We start from the raw sequence: 18,326 nt of genomic DNA on the forward strand, positions 1-18,326 counted from the left end.
TATGGTAGTAGGAGACGCTTCACTAGATATTGATACATTGGTCATTGGTGCAGGTCCTGGTGGGTATGTGGCGGCAATTCGTGCCGCCCAGCTCGGCCAAAAAGTCCTCATCGTGGATAAATCGGAACTCGGCGGTGTATGTTTGAACCGTGGATGTATTCCTTCTAAAGCCTTGATCGCTGCTGCACATCAATTTGAATCTGCACAGCATGGTGAAGTTTTCGGCGTTACAGCTGAGAATGTTAAAGTGGATTTTGCCAAAACTCAAGAGTTCAAGAACAGCGTAGTTAAAAAAATGACTAGCGGTGTGACTAGCTTGATGAAGGGCAACAAAATTGAAGTATTTAACGGCGAGTGCATGTTTATCAGCGACACAGAAGCACGTGTGTTCAATGATCATGAATCTCCACGTTACCGCTTCAAACACTGCATCATTGCTACAGGTTCCCGTCCAATTGAACTTAAACCTTTCCCATTCGGCGGACGTATTCTGTCTTCGACTGAAGCTCTGGAACTTCCAGAAATTCCGAAGAGCATGATCGTAATCGGTGGTGGATACATCGGTGCCGAGCTTGGTCAAATGTACTCTAAATTTGGCACTAAAGTAACAATCATCGAAGGTTTGGATACTGTACTTCCAGGCTTCGATAAAGATATGACTCGTCTTGTTGCGAAAAACATGGCTAAAACTGGCATCGAAATCGTAACTAACGCTAAAGCTGAAAGTGCTGTTCAGAACGACAAAGAAGTAACCGTGAAATACTCTGTTGGTGGCGAGTCCAAAGAAGTTACAGCAGATTACTTGCTTGTTACTGTAGGTCGTCGTCCTAACACTGACGGTGAACTTGGTCTGGACCTGATCGGTCTTGAGCTCGACGAGCGCGGATTGATCAAAGTTGATCACCAAGGACGCACAAGCATTCCTACCATCTTCGCTATCGGCGACGTTGTTCCAGGTCTTGCTTTGGCTCACAAGGCTTCTTACGAAGGTAAAATCGCTGCAGAAGCAATCGCAGGACTTACATCTGTTGTTGACTACAAAGTCATCCCAGCTGTTGTATTTACAGATCCTGAGTGCTCAAGCGTTGGTTTGACTGAGAAAGAAGCAAAAGACAAAGGCTACAAAGTGAAAAGCGGCAAATTCCCATTCGCAGGAAATGGTCGCGCAGTATCTTTGAACAGCCCAGAGGGCTTCATCAAAATTGTTGCTAACTCCGAGAACAATTTGGTACTGGGAGCTCAAATCGTTGGTATCGAAGCATCCAATTTGATCGCTGAACTTGGTTTGGCAATCGAAATGGGCGCAACGCTTGAAGATATCGCCTTGACTATTCACGCGCATCCAACCCTTGGCGAAATCGTCATGGAAGCTGCTGAATTGGTTGAAGGTCACCCAATTCATGTAATGAAATAATTTTTCTCCAAAATTGCTCTAGCAGGCAACAGAAAGGCGGACGCAAATGCGTTCCGCCTTTTTTTGTGTTTTCCACTTTTTTGAAAAGAGATATACTGGGAGGAAGAGCAATTACTTAATCTGTATTTTATAAATATAGGGAGGTTCAATGATGAGAGCTGATAAATTAAAGCCTGGAGATGAGCTGCGTATTATCTCTCCTTCCAGAAGTTTGTCATTAATCGATGCTCAGCAAAGAAAAATCGCTAAAGAGCAGCTTGAACGGTTAGGTTTTCGGATATCCATTTCAACAAATTCTTTTGAGACGGATGATTTTGTTTCCTCTTCTATTGATTCGAGAATTGAGGATTTGCACGAAGCCTTTTTAGACCCCAAAGTGAAAGGAATATTAACGACCATTGGAGGCTTCAATAGTAACCAGCTGCTGCGTTATATAGATTATTCAATCATTGCGGAGAATCCAAAGCGTTTATGTGGTTATTCGGATATTACTGCACTAAGTAATGCGATTTATGCTCAAACAGGATTAGTTACATACTCCGGGCCGCATTTTTCCACATTTGCGATGCTCCACGATAATGAATATACCATCGAATATTTCCGCAGGCTGATGATGGACAATAAAGAAATTCTCGTGCAGCCTTCCAGGCATTGGAGTGATGATGAGTGGTATCTGGATCAGGTAAACCGGATATTTATTAAAAATGAAGGTCCATTCATTATCAATGATGGGGAAGCGAAAGGAACGATTATTGGTGGCAATTTATGCACTTTAAATCTTTTGCAGGGAACAGAGTATATGCCTAGTTTAAAAAATTCTATTTTGTTCATCGAGGATGATTATGAGTCAGCACCTGCAACCTTTGATCGAGATCTGCAATCCCTAATTCATCAGCCTGAGTTTGAAGAGGTCAAAGGGTTGGTGATCGGCAGATTCCAAAAAGAATCGCGTATGTCAAAGAAGCTGCTAACTACAATTATCCGCTCGAAAGAAGAATTATCTGATATTCCTGTGATCGCAGACGTGGACTTTGGACATACATCGCCGAGGATTACCTTTCCTGTGGGTGGACAAGCAAACGTTCGTGCTTATGGGGCCAGAGTGGAGCTTAGGATAGCGGAGTAGAGATACACTTGCTGAACCAATCCTTTATAATTGAATATGTAACCCGATTATTAAATATATTTAAAAATTATCTTACCTTCTACAAAATTCGGATTTTTCAGATATAATATATGAGGTGTAATATTACGGAGGTGCAGTACATTGACGAATGAGTTAGAACAAACCTATTTGAATTTTTTACGATATATTTTAGATCATGGTGTAAAAAAAGAAGATCGTACAGGAACTGGTACAATTAGTGTTTTTGGTTATCAAATGCGATTTGATTTATCAAAAGGGTTCCCGCTGTTTACAACAAAACGTACACCGTTTCGTTTAATTGCAAGTGAGTTATTGTGGTTTATTAAAGGCGATACCAACATTCGTTATTTATTGAAAAATAATAATCATATTTGGGATGAATGGGCTTTTAAAAGATGGGTTGAATCAGACGAATATGTTGGCCCAGATATGACAGACTTCGGGAATCGTTGTTTAGTTGATGAAGATTTTAATCAAGTGTATCAAGCAGAGATGAAATCATTCTGTGATCGTGTCTTAGAAGATGATGAGTTTGCTGCGAAATATGGTGAGCTAGGGAATGTTTACGGTAAACAATGGCGGAATTGGACATCTTCTACTGGTGAATCAATTGACCAATTACAAGACGTTATTCATCAGATCAAAACAAATCCTGATTCTCGGCGTTTAATCGTGAGCGCATGGAACCCGGAAGATGTTATAAATGCCGGAACAAAAGGAAGTAAAGCTGCGTTACCGCCCTGCCACGTTATGTTCCAGTTCTATGTTGCAAATGGTAAACTAAGCTGCCACTTGCTGCAACGCAGTGCTGACTCCTTTCTCGGGGCAAACTTCAATATTCCATCTTACTCATTACTTACGCATTTAATTGCATATGAATGTGGTCTAGAAGTAGGTGAGTTTGTATACAGCATTAGTGATGCGCATATCTATTCAAACCATGTTGAGCAAGTGAAAGAGCAATTATCAAGAGAATTAAGAGCATTGCCTACCCTGGTTATTAATTCACAGAAGAAATCAATTTTTGATATTGAACTGGAAGATCTGGTCATTGAGGGGTACAATCCGCATCCTTCGATAAAAGCGCCGATCGCAGTATAACGTAATTGTTATAAATTAAGATTCGCAAATATAATTTCTGGCAGCGTAGTTTTTTAATTTAGTATGAAGGAAGGAGGGAACTTCATGAGTATTAGCTTAATATGGGCAATGGGTGCCAATCATGTCATAGGAAAAGATAACGATATGCCTTGGCATTTACCGCTGGATTTTGCTTATTTCAAAGCAGAAACATTGGGCAAAAGAATGCTAATGGGCCGCAAAACATGGGATTCGCTCGGAGGCAAGCCCTTGAAGGGCAGAACGAGCCTAATTCTAACTAGGGATACTGATTATTCAGCTGAAGGTGCAGTGGTTCTACACACGCTTGAAGAGGCTCTCAGCGAGGGTAGAAAAGAAGATGAGCTGATGGTGATCGGTGGTGCAGAAATTTATCGCTTGATGCTGCCGTATGCTGACAAGCTAATGTTGACGCAGATCGATCAGGATTTTGAAGGAGATACCCGGTTTCCTGAGATTGACTGGAGGATGTGGAAAGAGGTCTCCAATATCAAGGGAATTCGTGATGAGAAGAATCCGTATGATTACCGTTTCCTTGTTTATGAACGTACGGAATAGCAATAAAACGTTTTCTCTGACATAACATGTGAAATAGTACAAATAATCAGTAGATTTATCCATTACTGTGCAAAAGTGATGAATGTTACTATAATTAAAATTAGAAATGATTATGTATAGGTATAGAATAGAATGTGCAGGTACTTCATTGCGTTGCTGACAACCATACGAAGCCGCAATATGCTACAATGTACTATACTTCAACACGAAGAGAACGGATGGGGGAAACGTAAACATGTCTACACCTACAGGTTTTATGGAGTATAAACGGCAGCTCCCAGGTGATCGGGATCCTGAGCAGCGGGTAAAGGACTGGGAAGAATTCCACCATCATTTATCCGAGGACGAGCTTCGGACACAGGGCGCACGCTGTATGGATTGCGGAACCCCCTATTGCCATACAGGTATTGATATGGCTGGCGGGACCTCAGGTTGTCCAGTACACAATTTAATTCCGGAGTGGAATAACTTGGTGTATCGTGGACTCTGGAAAGAAGCACTGGAACGTCTGCATAAGACAAACAACTTTCCTGAATTCACAGGCAGTATTTGTCCCGCCCCATGTGAAGGCTCTTGCACAGTGGGTCTGATCGGACAGCCGGTAACCATCAAAACAATTGAACTTGCGATCGTTGATAAGGGTTTTGAAGAGGGCTGGGTTGTACCTAATCCTCCTGAGAAACGGACTGGCAAAAAAATTGCAATTGTAGGCTCTGGACCTGCTGGACTTGCCGCGGCAGCACAGCTTAACAAGGCTGGACACACTGTAACTGTATTTGAGCGCAGTGACCGCATTGGCGGACTGCTGACATATGGAATACCTACTATGAAGCTTGATAAAAAAGTTGTACAACGTCGTGTGGATTTGCTGGCTGCTGAAGGAATTAACTTCGTGGTGAACACTGAGATCGGTAAAGACATTCCGGCTCAGCAGCTTGTTGATGAATATGATGCGGTTGTTCTGTGTGGTGGAGCTACTAAAGCACGCCGTTTCAACATTGAAGGCAGTGAGCTTAAGGGCGTTATGTATGCCATGGATTATTTAAATGGAACGATCAAGAGTTACTTGAATTCCAATCTGGAGGATGGTAACTATGTATCCGCTGAAGGTAAAGATGTAATCGTCTTGGGTGGAGGGGATACAGGTTCTGACTGTGTTGCCACAGCACTTCGTCATGGCTGCGGCAGTATCACTCAATTTGGTACACATGAAAAAGCGCCTCTGCAACGGGATCCGATTGCTAATCCTTGGCCGCAATTTCCGAATGTGTACAGCTTGGATTATGCGCAAGAAGAAGCGAAAGCTATTTTTGGTGATGATCCGCGTGAATTCTCAATCATGACCACTAAATTTGTTGGGGATGAAGAGGGGAACTTGAAGGAGCTTCATACCGTGCAGATCCGCCGGATCGTGGATGAGACAGGTCGTAAAATCTATCAGCCCGTTCCTGGAACAGAAGCTGTATATCCTGCTCAACTCGCTCTTATCGCTATTGGTTTCGATGGACCAGAGCAAGATATTGTTGAGGAGCTTAAACTGGAGACCGATCGTCGTACCAATGTGAAAGCACGTTACGGCAAGTTCAACACGAACGTGGATAAGGTGTTTGCTGCTGGCGATATGCGTCGTGGTCAAAGTTTGGTGGTCTGGGCCATCAACGAAGGTCGCGAAGCTGCACGTGAAGTGGATAAATATCTGATGGGCTCAAGCGTTCTTGTCTAGGCTTTAATTTAAGAAGCCGTTTCAAAAGCAGTTTACCTGCTGGAGAAGCGGCTTTTTTTTGGAGCCGACGCTTGACGGAAATATTATTTTCATATAGATTTAATACAATATTTAAATGACAAAAGCATTGACCAAGGACTTACGATCCTAGAAGCGTTAGAACAGAGAGGGAACTCACCGGCTGAAAGGTTCCTCAAATACGTGTGGATGGTATCCTGCCTGGGTAGCTGCAGCGTACAACCGCTGCCGGAATCGGCCGTTATTCGATCGAGGATCGCCATGTAGACTATAATGGGCTGGCGGTTAAATAAGGGTGGTATCACGACACATTCGTCCCTGACGAATGTGTCTTTTTGCGTTTAGAGCGTTCATTTTTTAGGGAGGGTACAAATATGCGTCAAAGTAATCTTTTATTAACAACTCTGCGTGAGGCACCTTCAGAGGCGGAGACAAGCAGTCATCAGCTACTGCTGCGTGCGGGATATATTCGCCAATTAGCAGCGGGTGTGTACACTTATTTACCGCTTGGAAGACGTGTTTTACGGAAAATAGAAGCGATTGTGCGGAATGAGATGGATTTCTCTGGGGCTCAGGAGGTATTGATGCCATCTATGCAGCCTGCGGAGCTCTGGAAAGAATCAGGCCGATATGAGGTATACGGTAAGGAGTTGATGACGCTGCGGGATCGTCATGAGCGGGAATTCATATTAGGTCCTACACATGAGGAAGTAGTAACCACGCTCGTACGGAATGAGATCAGCTCTTATCGTAAGCTTCCTATTACCGTATATCAGATTCAGACCAAGTTCCGTGATGAACGCCGACCACGTTTTGGACTGCTGAGAGGCAGAGAGTTTTTGATGAAGGATGCTTACTCTTTTGATACAAACATGGAAGGTCTCGATAAATCTTATATCCAAATGTTCGAGGCTTATCACCGGATATTTGAGCGATGTGGATTGAAATTCCGTGCTGTCCATGCGGATTCCGGTGCGATTGGAGGCGAGGGCGGCAGTCATGAATTTATGGCGCTGGCTGAGATTGGGGAGGATACGATTGCTGCATGCTCCGTTTGTGATTATGCGGCCAATCTGGAACAGGCAGAGTCCGTGCGGCCTGCAAAAAATGAAGTTGTCATGCAAGTACCGGAGATAGAGAAGTTCCTCACTCCTGATTTGCGCACAATTGAGCAACTAGAGCAGGAGCTAGATATCCGGCCAGAGCAGATTATTAAAACATTAATCTATGAAGGTGACGGACAGATTTTTGCTGTTCTGGTCCGGGGAGATCATGAAGTCAATGAAATTAAGGTAAGTAAATATTTAGGAATGAATGAGATTAAGCTTGCTGACTACGAGGCTGTGAAATCCTTAGCCGGTGTAGAGAGTGGATTTGTAGGACCTGTGGGTTTAACCCTGACTGTCCTAGTGGATGCAGCAGTAGCAGATATGACCCAAGGGATTACAGGGGCGGGAGAAAAAGATTATCACTTCCGTAACGTAGTACCAGGTAGAGATTTTGCGCTTGAGCATGTGGGGGATCTACGGAATGTAGCAGAAGGTGAAGTTTGTCCGCATTGTTTGGAGGGTATTCTGCATTTTCATCAAGGGATTGAAGTGGGTCATGTCTTCAAATTAGGTACTAAATACAGTGAAAAGCTAGGCGCTTCTTACTTAGATTCTTCAGGCAAAAGTCAACCTATGATTATGGGCTGTTACGGAATTGGTATCTCACGGCTTTTATCCGCTATTGCTGAACAGCATCATGATGAGGATGGATTAATGTGGCCAGCAGCATTGGCACCTTATCAGGTTCATATCTTGATAATGGCCGTCAAGGATAGTGAGCAGCGGACGGTTGCAGAAGGTCTCTATGATCAACTAACCAAGCTTGGCATTGAGACGCTGATCGATGATAGGGATGAACGCGCTGGCGTGAAATTTAAAGATTCAAGCTTGATCGGGATACCTTTATCAATAGTTGTGGGCAAGGAAGCATCTCAGGGAAGAGTAGAGTATCTGGAACGAAACACAGCGGAGAAAGAAGTCTTAGAAATTATGGAAGCTGTGTCTCGGATCAAAAAATTCTATTCACCGCTGATATAAATGATCTTTTTAATCTAATGAGAGTGCCAATGATCAGGGCACAAGAGTGCTGCTGGTAATTTCGTGAGAGTATTGCCTTTTGCCGCATTGATCTGTGCCTGGGTGAGAAAGAGAGCTTCTGCTAAATTAGCACCTCTGAGGTTAGTATCGCGAAAGTCTGCCCCAATAAGGTCTGCACCTCTGAGATCAGCATCCCTAAGGTCTGCGGCTATTAAATAGGCTCCTCTCAAGTTGGCGCCTCTAAGATCGGCTCCTTTGAGCTTTGCTCCCATAAGGTCGGCACCTCGACTGAAATTCTTCGTGGATTTTTTTAGTTTACGACGAGCGTCAGTTCTTACAATTTCACTGACCTGCAACAGTAACATATTGATTTTTGCTCGATGAGCGGAAACATCCACCTTTATAAGAGCTTCAGGATTGAGCAAGGTGAGCTGTTCTGTTTCATCGAGAGCTGTTTGCAGCTCAGTATGGATTGTACGGGTTATTTCTAGGTTCAAAGATTCATGTAAATACCAAAGCAGCTCGTGCAAATGCCACATAATCGGAAATACCTCGAACATCTGCTTCGCAGTTTTCGGCTTTTTCCTCCAGTCTTCTCCAGCATAAGTGACTTGAGAAATCTTTTGCCCAGCTCCAAAACAGTCATAGACCGTACAACCACGGTAGCCTAATTCTCTTAGCTCTGTATGTACACCACAGCGAAAGTCCGACTGTAGATTGTGACACGGCTGTCCAGCGTCTTTGTCTCTAGCGAAATCTACGGAAGCAGCAAAAGGTAATGCGGCACAACATAAGCCGAAGCACTGCTCACAATCCGCCTTCAGGGCAGAGAGGCTTCGATCAGAAAAAGGTTCTGTAAATCTGTGATTCTCATACAAGGTTTGTTTCCCTCCGATACATGAATACGCTTATACCAACTTATTTTAAATCAAACGAAAGACTATGAAAAGTCCGGTCGATTAAAAAAAACCGAGGTTAATGTTATAATAGAGTACTGGACCTATTTTGGACTTAAGAACGAGAAGGTAAGGAGCGAATGTTTTTGAAGACACTTATTATTGCGGAGAAACCGGACATGGGGCGGAATATCGCCGCCGCAATAGAACCAAAGGCTAAAAATTACCGTTCCTATCTTGAAGGGGAGCAGTACATTATTACATGGGCAATAGGGCATCTAATAGGATTGGCTGAGCCGGATGCATATGATGTAAAATACAAAAAATGGAATATTAATGATCTTCCCATTATTCCGGACCAATTCAAGCTGGTTCCTAATGCGCGGACCATTGATCAGCTGAAGGTAATCGGAGAGCTGGCTAAACGAAGCGATCTGCTAGTAAATTCTTGTGACGCCGGGCGGGAAGGCCAGCATATATTTTCGCTCATTCAGCGGCATTTGAAGCTTGAACATCCTGTGAAACGGCTGTGGATTTCCGATTTGACACCAGAGACAATCCGCAAAGGATTTCAAGAGCTAAAGGATGGGGCGGAGTACGAGAATCTAACAAAAGCGGCAAAAGCGCGCAGTGAAGCCGATTGGCTAATCGGTATGAACGGATCACGTGCATTTACTACGAAACATAATGTGCTGCTGTCGGTGGGGAGAGTTCAAACTCCAGTACTTGCACTTATTTATGATCGCCAGAAGACGATTGAGGCGTTCTCATCCCTTAAGTTTTTTGAGGTAGAGGGCCATTTTACACAAAATGAAATGACTTATAAAGGCATGTGGCAGGGTGACCGGCTGACTGATGGTGAGAAGGCGGAGGCGCTGGCTGCCAAGGTCAAAGGAAAACCGGGACGGATTGACTCTTATGAGGTTAAGGAAACGAAAGAGTATCCGAATAAACTGTATGATTTGACGCTGTTGCAGCGGGAGGCGAATGGGAAGTACGCTTTTTCCGCTAAAAAAACACTCGATATCGCACAAGCGTTATATGAAAAGCATAAGGTGATATCCTATCCGCGGACAAATTCTAACTATGTTACAGAACAGAATATTCCGGAGATGCATAAGACTTTATCTGCGCTCCAAGGGACGGCTTATGATGAATGGGTGAAAGGCGCGAATCGTAATCTCATTCATAAAGGAAATAAATTTATCTGCAATCCCTCGAAGGTCGAGGATCACCATGCGATCTTGCCTACATATCGAAAAGCAACAGGGCTTAGTGCGGATGAGGGAAAGCTGTATGATTTGATTGTGCGGCGATTTTTGTCACAGTTCTATCCGGCTGCGGAATATAAAGTGCATACGGTTATGACTGATGTAGAGGACGAAAAGTTCAAAACTACTGTTAAGGAATTATTAAGTCTCGGCTGGAAGGTCATTTACGCGGACCAGAAAAAAGACAAAGCAAAGTCGTCCAAGGGAAAAAACAAAGATGATGAGGAAGACGAAGAGATTGAAGTGAATGAACCGTTCGCAATCGCTCCGGCAGACGAGGTGATCTGTAGTGACGCTATCGTTAAAGAGAAAGATACACAGCCGCCAAAACACTATACGGAAGGCACGCTGCTTAGAGCAATGGAAAGTGCCGGAAAGCAGATTGAGGACGAAGAGCTTCGGGATGCTATGAAGGATTCAGGTCTAGGTACTCCAGCCACCCGTGCTGCAACTATTGAACGGCTTAAGAATGTCGGATACATTGAAATGCAAGGTAAAAAAATCGCCATCACGCAAAAAGGACGAACGGCTATTGAACTGATACGTGGAGCGGGCATCGAGCTGTTGACTTCACCTGAAATGACCGGCCAGTGGGAACGTCGCTTGAACGAGATATCCAGAGGAACGGCGTCGGACGGACAATTTATGGAGAATGTAAAAAGATTCGCCTGTATGATCGTGGACAAGGTTCGTGTGCAGTCTCGGGCGTCCAAAACTTCTTTTGAAGGGGAAACTCCTTCTGTGAATACAGGGGCTAAAGGTCGGAGTGGTGGAGGTACATCTCGTAAAACTAGCGATAAACCTGCCGCGCCAAGAAAACGTAAACCAGCTAACGAAGAGGAATCAGCAAATTCAGGTCCGAAAATTATCGGAAACTGCCCGCGTCCTGGCTGTGGCGGGATGATTTTTATGGGTAAAAAAGGCTACGGCTGCTCTCATTACAAAGAAGGCTGCAAATTCGTGATCTGGAAAGAGAACCACGGGCGTACCCTTACAGATACACAAGTAAAGGCATTGATTGAAAAGGGCCGTACGGGTAAGCTGAAGCTTGCGAGCGAAGACGGCACCCCGCTGGAAGGGAAACTTGTGCTTAATAATATGGATACGGGTCAATTAACAGTGGAGTCATAGTCTAACTGGAAGTTTGTATGGATCATGGGTGATTACATCACATTTGTATGTACGAAGCCACTATCGGACACAGATGACCCTAAACGCGGGAATACGTCCTTTTTGGACTGCTATCGGACCGCATAGTCGTTATTGGCATGAAAAGGGGTATATATGCACCGCTTGCGGGAGAATAGCAGCACTGGAGTCCGCAAACTTGCCCCAACGGCTATAAATTCGCCAATAGCTTCAGCTGGGTCCGTAGTCATGACTATTAGTCGGACTCGCCGTATAGAGGATATGGTTTCAGTGTCGGCTGTGGGTGACCATATCTTTTACACATAAAATTAATTAGTTAAAGAGTGTAGGACGCACCTATTTTAAACGGGATGTAGTAACTTGTGTGCACAAGATATTATGATTACGTAGGGGGCTGATCTTCACTCTTTTTTCATCCTGCGGGATAAATCCAATGTTACATTTTGATTGGGCAGTATAGTCACTACTAGAATGGAAGGAAGGATGACATCATGGGAATGCGTGGATATTACTTCGCAATGGATGACAACCTAGTGCAGCAAATTATTGCAGGCGACATTGCATTGAAGAGCTTGAAAATAGACGATTATCCCGGACTGGACATTGATAGATCCTGGGAGGCGATTCACTACTTGCTTTGTGGAGCTATTTCCGATGGAGATGCCCCTCTTGGCTATGTTGTTCCGCTGACGTCAGACAAAGGCATCGATTTTGGCTCATTCGGGGCGTTTTCCTTACGCGCTGAGCAAGTTGCAGAAGCGCTTCAGGCTATTTCTGAGCTGGATGAAGCGCAGCTCCGCTTGCGGTATAATTTCCCGGCCATGGTGAAGGAAGAGGTGTATCCTCTTGAACCTGATATTGTTTCGGACGAGGATGAGGACGCGTTCTTTGCCTACATGCTTCAACATTTTAACGAAATTCGGCGTTTTTACAACCAAACTGTAGCCGAGAGCAAAGGTCTCATCTTTTATATTTTCTGATTCTGACCAAAAGGCGATACACGTCTCCTGATTCCAATGAGCGCGATAAAAAAAGAACCTTGGACTGCTGAAGATTATGACGATTAGAGAAATAAATGACCAATGCGGGAAACAGTAGGTTCAAGTAATCGATGAGACGAAGAGGGGGAAACGGAAATGAAGACGATCAAGCGCATGATGGACCACCTGTACTGGGCGGACGCACGAATCTTGGAAGCGCTCGAGGAGAGTGAGATGAAGAACAATGACCTTCTGAAGCTGGTTCGGCATGTCGCGGTTGCGGAACGAGTCTGGCTGTCCCGATTGCAGGGCAAGGGCAGTGCGCAATATTCGTTATGGGAGGAAGCGGAAGACCTGACGGCGATCCGAACGATGTTCGAAGAAAACGCCGAGCAATATCGTGTGTATATCGAAGGGCTGGAGGAATTTGATTTGGACGTGATGATCGACTACGCGAACCAGAACGGAGTCCCGTTCCGAACGTCCGTCCGTGACATCCTGTCGCAGGTCATTTTACATGGGCAATATCACCGGGGACAGATCAACCGGGCACTGCGGATCGAATTGGCAGAGCCTGTCCAAGTCGATTACATCACGTTCGCGAGACTCTAACAGGGCCTAATCATCACCATTACCCGGAATGAGATGGGCATTGAACTTCTCCGATATGATCTAGTTTACTCACGCAGGCTCATGAATTCGTAGGATTTTACCTTTAGCTAAATGTGAGATAAGAAGGAAATTGAGGAGGCGGTGGCTTGGAACAACTGTAAGGGCATGTGATTTTCACTCCCATGTCTCAACGGGTCCGAGCCCTTTTATTTAATGCCTCCCGGTACTCCGTGCTTCTTGTCCATCCTGCGAATGCATGACACGCTTAAGCTGCTTGCGGAAATACTTTGACAGAACGATAGGGTTATACACCGACCACTAAGTGCAAAGAGGAAATCTGATGAGATTCCGAAATAGTAGGACCAAAACGTTTGATTTGTCATTGAATGATAACGTTGATATTTTCCAAGGCGATTTAAGGTACAAATATATCCTCTCCTCTCTTTTCCGCAAGTAGAATCAAGTAATGCAAATTCCATTACTCTACAATGACTATAGAGTGGTTGAAACGAGGTGAACAGACCAATTGTACGAGTGGCACAAGCAAATCCAAATAATCGTTAATGAAATTGACGAGTGTATTAAGAATCGTAACAGTGAAGCAATAACGCTACGATTTCTTTCTCACAAGTTAGGTTATTCCGAATTTCATACTACGAGAAAATTTAAGGAAATATCGGGAATGCAATTTAGGGATTATCTACGGCATAGAAAATTAGCCTTCGCACTAAAAGAGGTTCGGGATAGTGAAAAGAGCATTTTGGATATTGCTTTTGATTATGGTTTTTCATCACATGAAGCTTTTACCAGGGCTTTCAAGGGAACATATGGTGTAACTCCAAGTGAATACCGGAAAAAGCCTATGCCTGTCGCCCTTCGTACAAAAATAAACTCTTTCGACCGCTACTTTTTCGGATTTGGAGAGATTGGTATGATGAAATCTACAGATGATCTTAACATTTATTTTGTAACCATCCCCACTCACAAATTTTTGCACATTAAAAACTATGAGAGTAATGGGTATTGGGATTTTTGGCAAAAGCAAAGCCTTATTACAGGACAGGACTGCGAAACTATTTGCGGCTTACTCGATAGTATCAAGGGCAAATTGGATGACGATGGTGGGAGTGAATCTAACGGTGGCAGCGGTCAGATTATGGCTTACATTAATGACCCGGATGGCAGACTCTGCGATTGGGGTATTCCACGTACAGAGTGTTTTGGTGTACGTCTTCCTCTTGATTATAAAGGTGAAGTACCTCCACAAATGCTTATGATTGATGTTCTCGAAGCCGAGTATATTGTTTTTGAACATGGGCCATTCAATTATGAACAGGAAAATCGTAGTGTAGAGGAAAAGATGGAAAGGGCAATGGCAGCTTTTAATTTTGCAGACACTGGTTACTGCTTTGATACTTCCCCTGGGAGAATCAATTACGTGTATCACGATCCGGAGCGGTTTTTGAAGTATATCAGGCCAGTAGTGAAGTTGACCTCCAAGCTAATCGAAACAGATTAAGCAGGTGCTATGTGTTGATGAAGAAAATAAGCAGACTGTAGTGTAGTCTCCGCAATCATATAGTCGCATGATTAGTTGGATTATCTGCTTTAGAAGCAATATAAGTTTAGAGATCCCTATTGTTGTTTGAGTTATTGACAGAATATTCCTATTATCTTATATTAAACTTAATTAATAATTACCAAATGCGATGAAGAGGACAATTAGATCTGGAAACGCCGTTCAGAGAACTGCCGGTTGGTGCGAGGCAGCGGATATCCGAATCAAAAAATCACCTCAGAGCTGTCCCCCGAATTATAGTAGATGGGACCGGGATTCTACCGTTACAAAGAAGCATCGTTGTTGGACGATGGCTAAGAGGGCGTTTATTATAAACGTCAATCAGGGTGGTAACGCGGAGCAACTCCGTCCCTAATGGGATGGGGTTTTTTGCGTCTTCATTAATTAATTATTAAATTGGCAGGCGAAAAATCAACAAACTGTAAGAAGAACGATTAGTTCGAAAAATCTGGAAAAACGTTGAGCAGATGAAAGGGTGATATTGCAATGCAATTCAAGTTGTATACGGATGTGCATGAGTTTTACAATGATACCTATGGTATGCTGATGCGTCATGAAGCACAAAATTTGATTCCTCTTGGCAATATCATAATTGGGCATGAAGGAAAAGACAAAACAGACTGGCGTGACCCTGTAAATTGGCTTATGGTAACTATTTCAGATTCTAGGGGCATACAACTTACCGCCATAATGACACCGCCACACAATATTACGCTTTATGCAACAGACAACATAATAAACCCAGAAGCTATAAACTGTCTGATAGATGGGCTGAAAGACCGTGAAATTCCAGGTGTGATGACCGAAAAAACCTTGGCAGAGTATTTTGCCAAAGAATATACCTTGCGCAAGGGAATATCCTTTAAAACAATGATGAGCCAACGTATATATGAACTTACTGCAGTAAATCCAGACATTCAAAAGGTTGGTATCGTTCGATTGCTAGATGAAAAGGATATTCACTTTTTCCCATACTGGGCTGAAGCATTTTATGCAGCGGGGAATTATGGTAAAACAGAAATGTCCATCCCGCAAGATGCAGACCCTTACCTCTACCGAATAGCATCGAAGAAACTCTATATTTTAGAGGACAACGGGATACCCGTATCTATGGCAGGATATACAAGGGAAATGCAGACGGCAATTGGCGTGGCATTTGTTTATACCCCTCCATATGAGCGCGGAAAGGGTTACGCTACTTCAATTGTGGCGCAAATAAGCCAACTTGCATTGGATAAAGGGTTTATTAAGTGCGTCTTATATACGGACTTAGCAAATCCCACATCTAATAGCATCTATCAAAAGATAGGCTATATGCCAATTTGTGATTCGCTTCAGTTAAAATTCGAATAGTAGAATGATGCGGACAGAACTTCTACTACTTTAGAAAATAAGAGCACAATATTCACTATACGACGGCGCGTTTTGGTGATGTAGGTTCAACAGATATGCTTGCAGCTGCAGCTGTAGGTGCCAAAAGAATTCTCGTAGAGACAGGATGGAGTAAGCAGTCTCTGGAAAATTATCGTCACACATGGTATGAGCTAGCATCAACAGATTTTGTTGCAAAGGACCTCTTGAATTGAAGAGCTTGAAGGTCGATTGATCGAGCTTTGGGAGAAATATAGAGTTACAACCAAATCCAACTGTATAACTCCAGGGTTGACGAGTTATAAAAAAATGAGTTGACACAAAAGTAGTTAGGGACCATACTACATATATGAACAACAATAATAAAAAAATAAACGACATTGAGGCTATTCCCTCGCTTGTACAATCCAAGCGTCAGATTGATCGTTATAACCTAGACATAGACGCACAGGCTATACTCGTCGCGTCTAGGCTAATGGCAGCGGGAGCCATGCTTGGACACGCCTCTGAGATTCATTTCTCTAGATTCGGTTTATCAACAGGGCGTTATCGTTTATTGGCAGATCTTGAAGATAACGAAGGAGAAGAGTTGCCTTCGCAATTAGCGGAGCATCTAGGCGTTACACGTGCTACAGTGACTGGTCTTATCGACATTCTTGAACGAGATGGGCTAGTATCTCGGCGATTAAGCTCAGACGATGGCCGTCAGAAATCAGTCGTTTTAACGGAAGAAGGAGCGAAGAAGCTCCGTGAAATGGCTCCTGAGCATTTCGCTCGGTTGGAAGCGATGGTGGGGTTGCTCAACATCGAAGAACGCAGCGTATTTCTCGACTTGCTGGGTCGAGTTACACAGGGCATTTCAGCACTTACGGGCGAATTAGGCTCGAAACCAAAGGGAAACATCAGTAATGAGTAGAATTGGGCTAGTGAAGCTAGCCTTTTTTTACTCTTATATAGTTAGGTGCCTAATTATAATTTACTGAAATCAATCGTTGAACTATTTCAAAGAAGAAGGGAGCAACTAAATGAACCAGATGAAATACCCGAATCAGACAGAAGATGTTTACAGCATCAAGGCTGTTGGTTCCAAGAAAAAGACTTTTGTACTATGGCGTGAAGTTGTAATGGCCTATGCTGCTCCTGCCATTATGGCAGGTATCGGGGGATTGGTTACTGTAGATAGGGGGCTTCAAATAGCGGCATTGACTACTATTGGCGGTGCATCGACCTTGATGGCCTTGATGATTGGACTTTTGTTGCACAGCCGAGTGGGCCGTTTGCGATGGGTCATCGGTGCACCTCACTTGGTTGTGGTAGGGGTATTCGCAATGGCCGGGTCCTCATTTGGGCTATACGCTGCATGGGTGACATCTGTTGTAGTAGAAATTATGATTCCGAGTAATCACTTGGCCTGGGTAAATCGTGTCTGGATCGATTTCCCGTTGTCTGGATTCATAGCGAGCACGATAGTGACATGGCGGTGGCGACTTGCCTTCACAACTAATTTTTCATCCAAAAGGAGAAGATAAAAATGATAGTTATTATCGGAGCAACAGGTACGATTGGAAGTGCGCTTTTGGAACGTTTGGTTGATCTTGGCGTACCTGTCAGGGCGCTGAGCAGAGAGCCAGAGAAGTTGCGTGATCAAATCGGAGAGAAAGGCCGATCGACTACTGAGGTCGCAAGGGTAGACGCTTCCGATCCTGAATCGCTGCGACGTGTGTTTACAGGTGCTAGCCAGCTCTTCCTTGCCATGTCCAACAGTCCAAGACAAATCGAATTGGAAACCTCAATCATTCAGATTGCCACCGAATCTGGAATCAAACACATCGTAAAAATATCCAGTCCAGCTTTTGAGCAGAGCTCTCCAGTGGCAGTGGCGGGCTGGCATCAAGAAATTGAGAACACGTTGAGGGAATCGGGTATCACCCATACCGTATTGCGCCCTTATGCGTTCATGCAAAATTTAATGCGCTTTGCACCAACGATCACAACCCAAAATGTTTTCTTCGGCTCTATGGGCGTTTCACCGTGTAACTTTATTGACTGTCGCGATATTGCAGACGTTGCCGCAGAAGTTCTGACCAACCACAAGGTATCAGGCCATATATATACGCTTACTGGTTCGGAGATTTTCAGTTATCCCCAGATCGCGAGTCGACTATCTGCCCTGCTTAATCGGCCGATAAGTTACATCAACATGGAACCTCAAGTACTACTCCGTAATCTTATTGAGCATGGGAATCTGCCTCCTTGGCTCGCGAACCACGTTGTGGAAATTCAAACCATGTCTAGGATGGTGCCAGAAAGTCCAAATGACACTGTGAAGCGTTTGCTCGGCAGAGATCCACGCACACTAGACGCCTTTCTACATGAGTGTATAGATAATTTCCGGTAGAGGC

Annotated in this window: 16 protein-coding genes and 1 other annotated feature; of the genes, 15 read left to right on the top strand and 1 reads right to left on the bottom strand. The window is 43.9% G+C overall.

Going from position 1 to position 18,326, the window contains the following annotated elements; translation table 11 throughout:
- The first annotated feature begins 1 nt into the window (after position 1).
- The 6 genes from lpdA to NST45_RS10455 all read left to right on the top strand — a co-directional run bounded on the left by lpdA (position 2) and on the right by NST45_RS10455 (position 8,066).
- Positions 2-1,414: a dihydrolipoyl dehydrogenase gene (gene lpdA, locus NST45_RS10430; RefSeq protein WP_036687684.1), complete on the top strand. Its 1,413-nt coding sequence runs from the start codon at positions 2-4 to the stop codon at positions 1,412-1,414.
- Positions 1,415-1,565: 151 nt separating this feature from the next.
- Positions 1,566-2,540 (top strand): S66 peptidase family protein, encoded by a 975-nt coding sequence (locus tag NST45_RS10435; RefSeq protein ID WP_339826145.1) that lies wholly within the window; start codon positions 1,566-1,568, stop codon positions 2,538-2,540.
- A 141-nt stretch (positions 2,541-2,681) separates the two neighbouring features.
- A complete protein-coding gene (locus NST45_RS10440) occupies positions 2,682-3,662 on the top strand; it encodes a thymidylate synthase (protein WP_036687680.1) in 981 nt (326 codons plus the stop codon).
- 84 nt (positions 3,663-3,746) lie between these two features.
- Entirely contained in the window at positions 3,747-4,238 is a 492-nt protein-coding gene (locus NST45_RS10445; RefSeq protein WP_036687679.1) for a dihydrofolate reductase, read from the top strand.
- 235 nt (positions 4,239-4,473) lie between these two features.
- Positions 4,474-5,961, top strand: coding sequence for a glutamate synthase subunit beta (locus tag NST45_RS10450; protein ID WP_036687677.1), 1,488 nt, complete (start codon positions 4,474-4,476; stop codon positions 5,959-5,961).
- 392 nt (positions 5,962-6,353) lie between these two features.
- The gene (locus NST45_RS10455; RefSeq protein ID WP_038571539.1) at positions 6,354-8,066 is read left to right on the top strand and encodes a proline--tRNA ligase; all 1,713 of its coding nucleotides are present in this window, start codon (positions 6,354-6,356) and stop codon (positions 8,064-8,066) included.
- Positions 8,067-8,080: 14 nt separating this feature from the next.
- Here NST45_RS10455 and NST45_RS10460 read toward each other — a convergent pair whose 3' ends face one another.
- Positions 8,081-8,944: a pentapeptide repeat-containing protein gene (locus NST45_RS10460; protein ID WP_339825540.1), complete on the bottom strand. Its 864-nt coding sequence runs from the start codon at positions 8,942-8,944 to the stop codon at positions 8,081-8,083.
- A 164-nt stretch (positions 8,945-9,108) separates the two neighbouring features.
- Between NST45_RS10460 and NST45_RS10465 the strand changes: the two genes are divergently transcribed.
- The 9 genes from NST45_RS10465 (at position 9,109) to NST45_RS10505 (ending at position 18,322) form a co-directional block, all read left to right on the top strand.
- The gene (locus tag NST45_RS10465) at positions 9,109-11,364 is read left to right on the top strand and encodes a DNA topoisomerase 3 (RefSeq protein WP_339825543.1); all 2,256 of its coding nucleotides are present in this window, start codon (positions 9,109-9,111) and stop codon (positions 11,362-11,364) included.
- Positions 11,365-11,873: 509 nt separating this feature from the next.
- The gene (locus NST45_RS10470) at positions 11,874-12,362 is read left to right on the top strand and encodes a YfbM family protein (RefSeq protein ID WP_076098775.1); all 489 of its coding nucleotides are present in this window, start codon (positions 11,874-11,876) and stop codon (positions 12,360-12,362) included.
- 156 nt (positions 12,363-12,518) lie between these two features.
- Positions 12,519-12,974 (top strand): DinB family protein, encoded by a 456-nt coding sequence (locus NST45_RS10475; protein ID WP_036687671.1) that lies wholly within the window; start codon positions 12,519-12,521, stop codon positions 12,972-12,974.
- Between the two features lie 526 nt (positions 12,975-13,500).
- On the top strand, positions 13,501-14,493 hold the full coding sequence (locus tag NST45_RS10480; protein ID WP_036687669.1) for a helix-turn-helix transcriptional regulator: 993 nt from the start codon (positions 13,501-13,503) through the stop codon (positions 14,491-14,493).
- Between the two features lie 181 nt (positions 14,494-14,674).
- Positions 14,675-14,909: a binding site (T-box leader), on the top strand.
- Between the two features lie 130 nt (positions 14,910-15,039).
- On the top strand, positions 15,040-15,906 hold the full coding sequence (locus NST45_RS10485; RefSeq protein ID WP_036687666.1) for a GNAT family N-acetyltransferase: 867 nt from the start codon (positions 15,040-15,042) through the stop codon (positions 15,904-15,906).
- 50 nt (positions 15,907-15,956) lie between these two features.
- Positions 15,957-16,139 carry an HAD hydrolase-like protein gene (locus tag NST45_RS10490; RefSeq protein ID WP_256715430.1) on the top strand — a complete coding sequence of 61 codons (183 nt, stop codon included), beginning with the start codon at positions 15,957-15,959 and terminating at the stop codon, positions 16,137-16,139.
- Positions 16,140-16,273: 134 nt separating this feature from the next.
- Positions 16,274-16,840: a MarR family transcriptional regulator gene (locus tag NST45_RS10495; protein WP_036687664.1), complete on the top strand. Its 567-nt coding sequence runs from the start codon at positions 16,274-16,276 to the stop codon at positions 16,838-16,840.
- Positions 16,841-16,949: 109 nt separating this feature from the next.
- Positions 16,950-17,453, top strand: coding sequence for a hypothetical protein (locus NST45_RS10500; protein ID WP_170914282.1), 504 nt, complete (start codon positions 16,950-16,952; stop codon positions 17,451-17,453).
- Between the two features lie 2 nt (positions 17,454-17,455).
- The gene (locus NST45_RS10505; RefSeq protein WP_036687662.1) at positions 17,456-18,322 is read left to right on the top strand and encodes an SDR family oxidoreductase; all 867 of its coding nucleotides are present in this window, start codon (positions 17,456-17,458) and stop codon (positions 18,320-18,322) included.
- Positions 18,323-18,326 lie beyond the last annotated feature (4 nt).

The sequence above is a fragment of the Paenibacillus sp. FSL R7-0163 genome, from assembly GCF_037969975.1.
Taxonomy (GTDB): domain Bacteria; phylum Bacillota; class Bacilli; order Paenibacillales; family Paenibacillaceae; genus Paenibacillus_AQ; species Paenibacillus_AQ odorifer.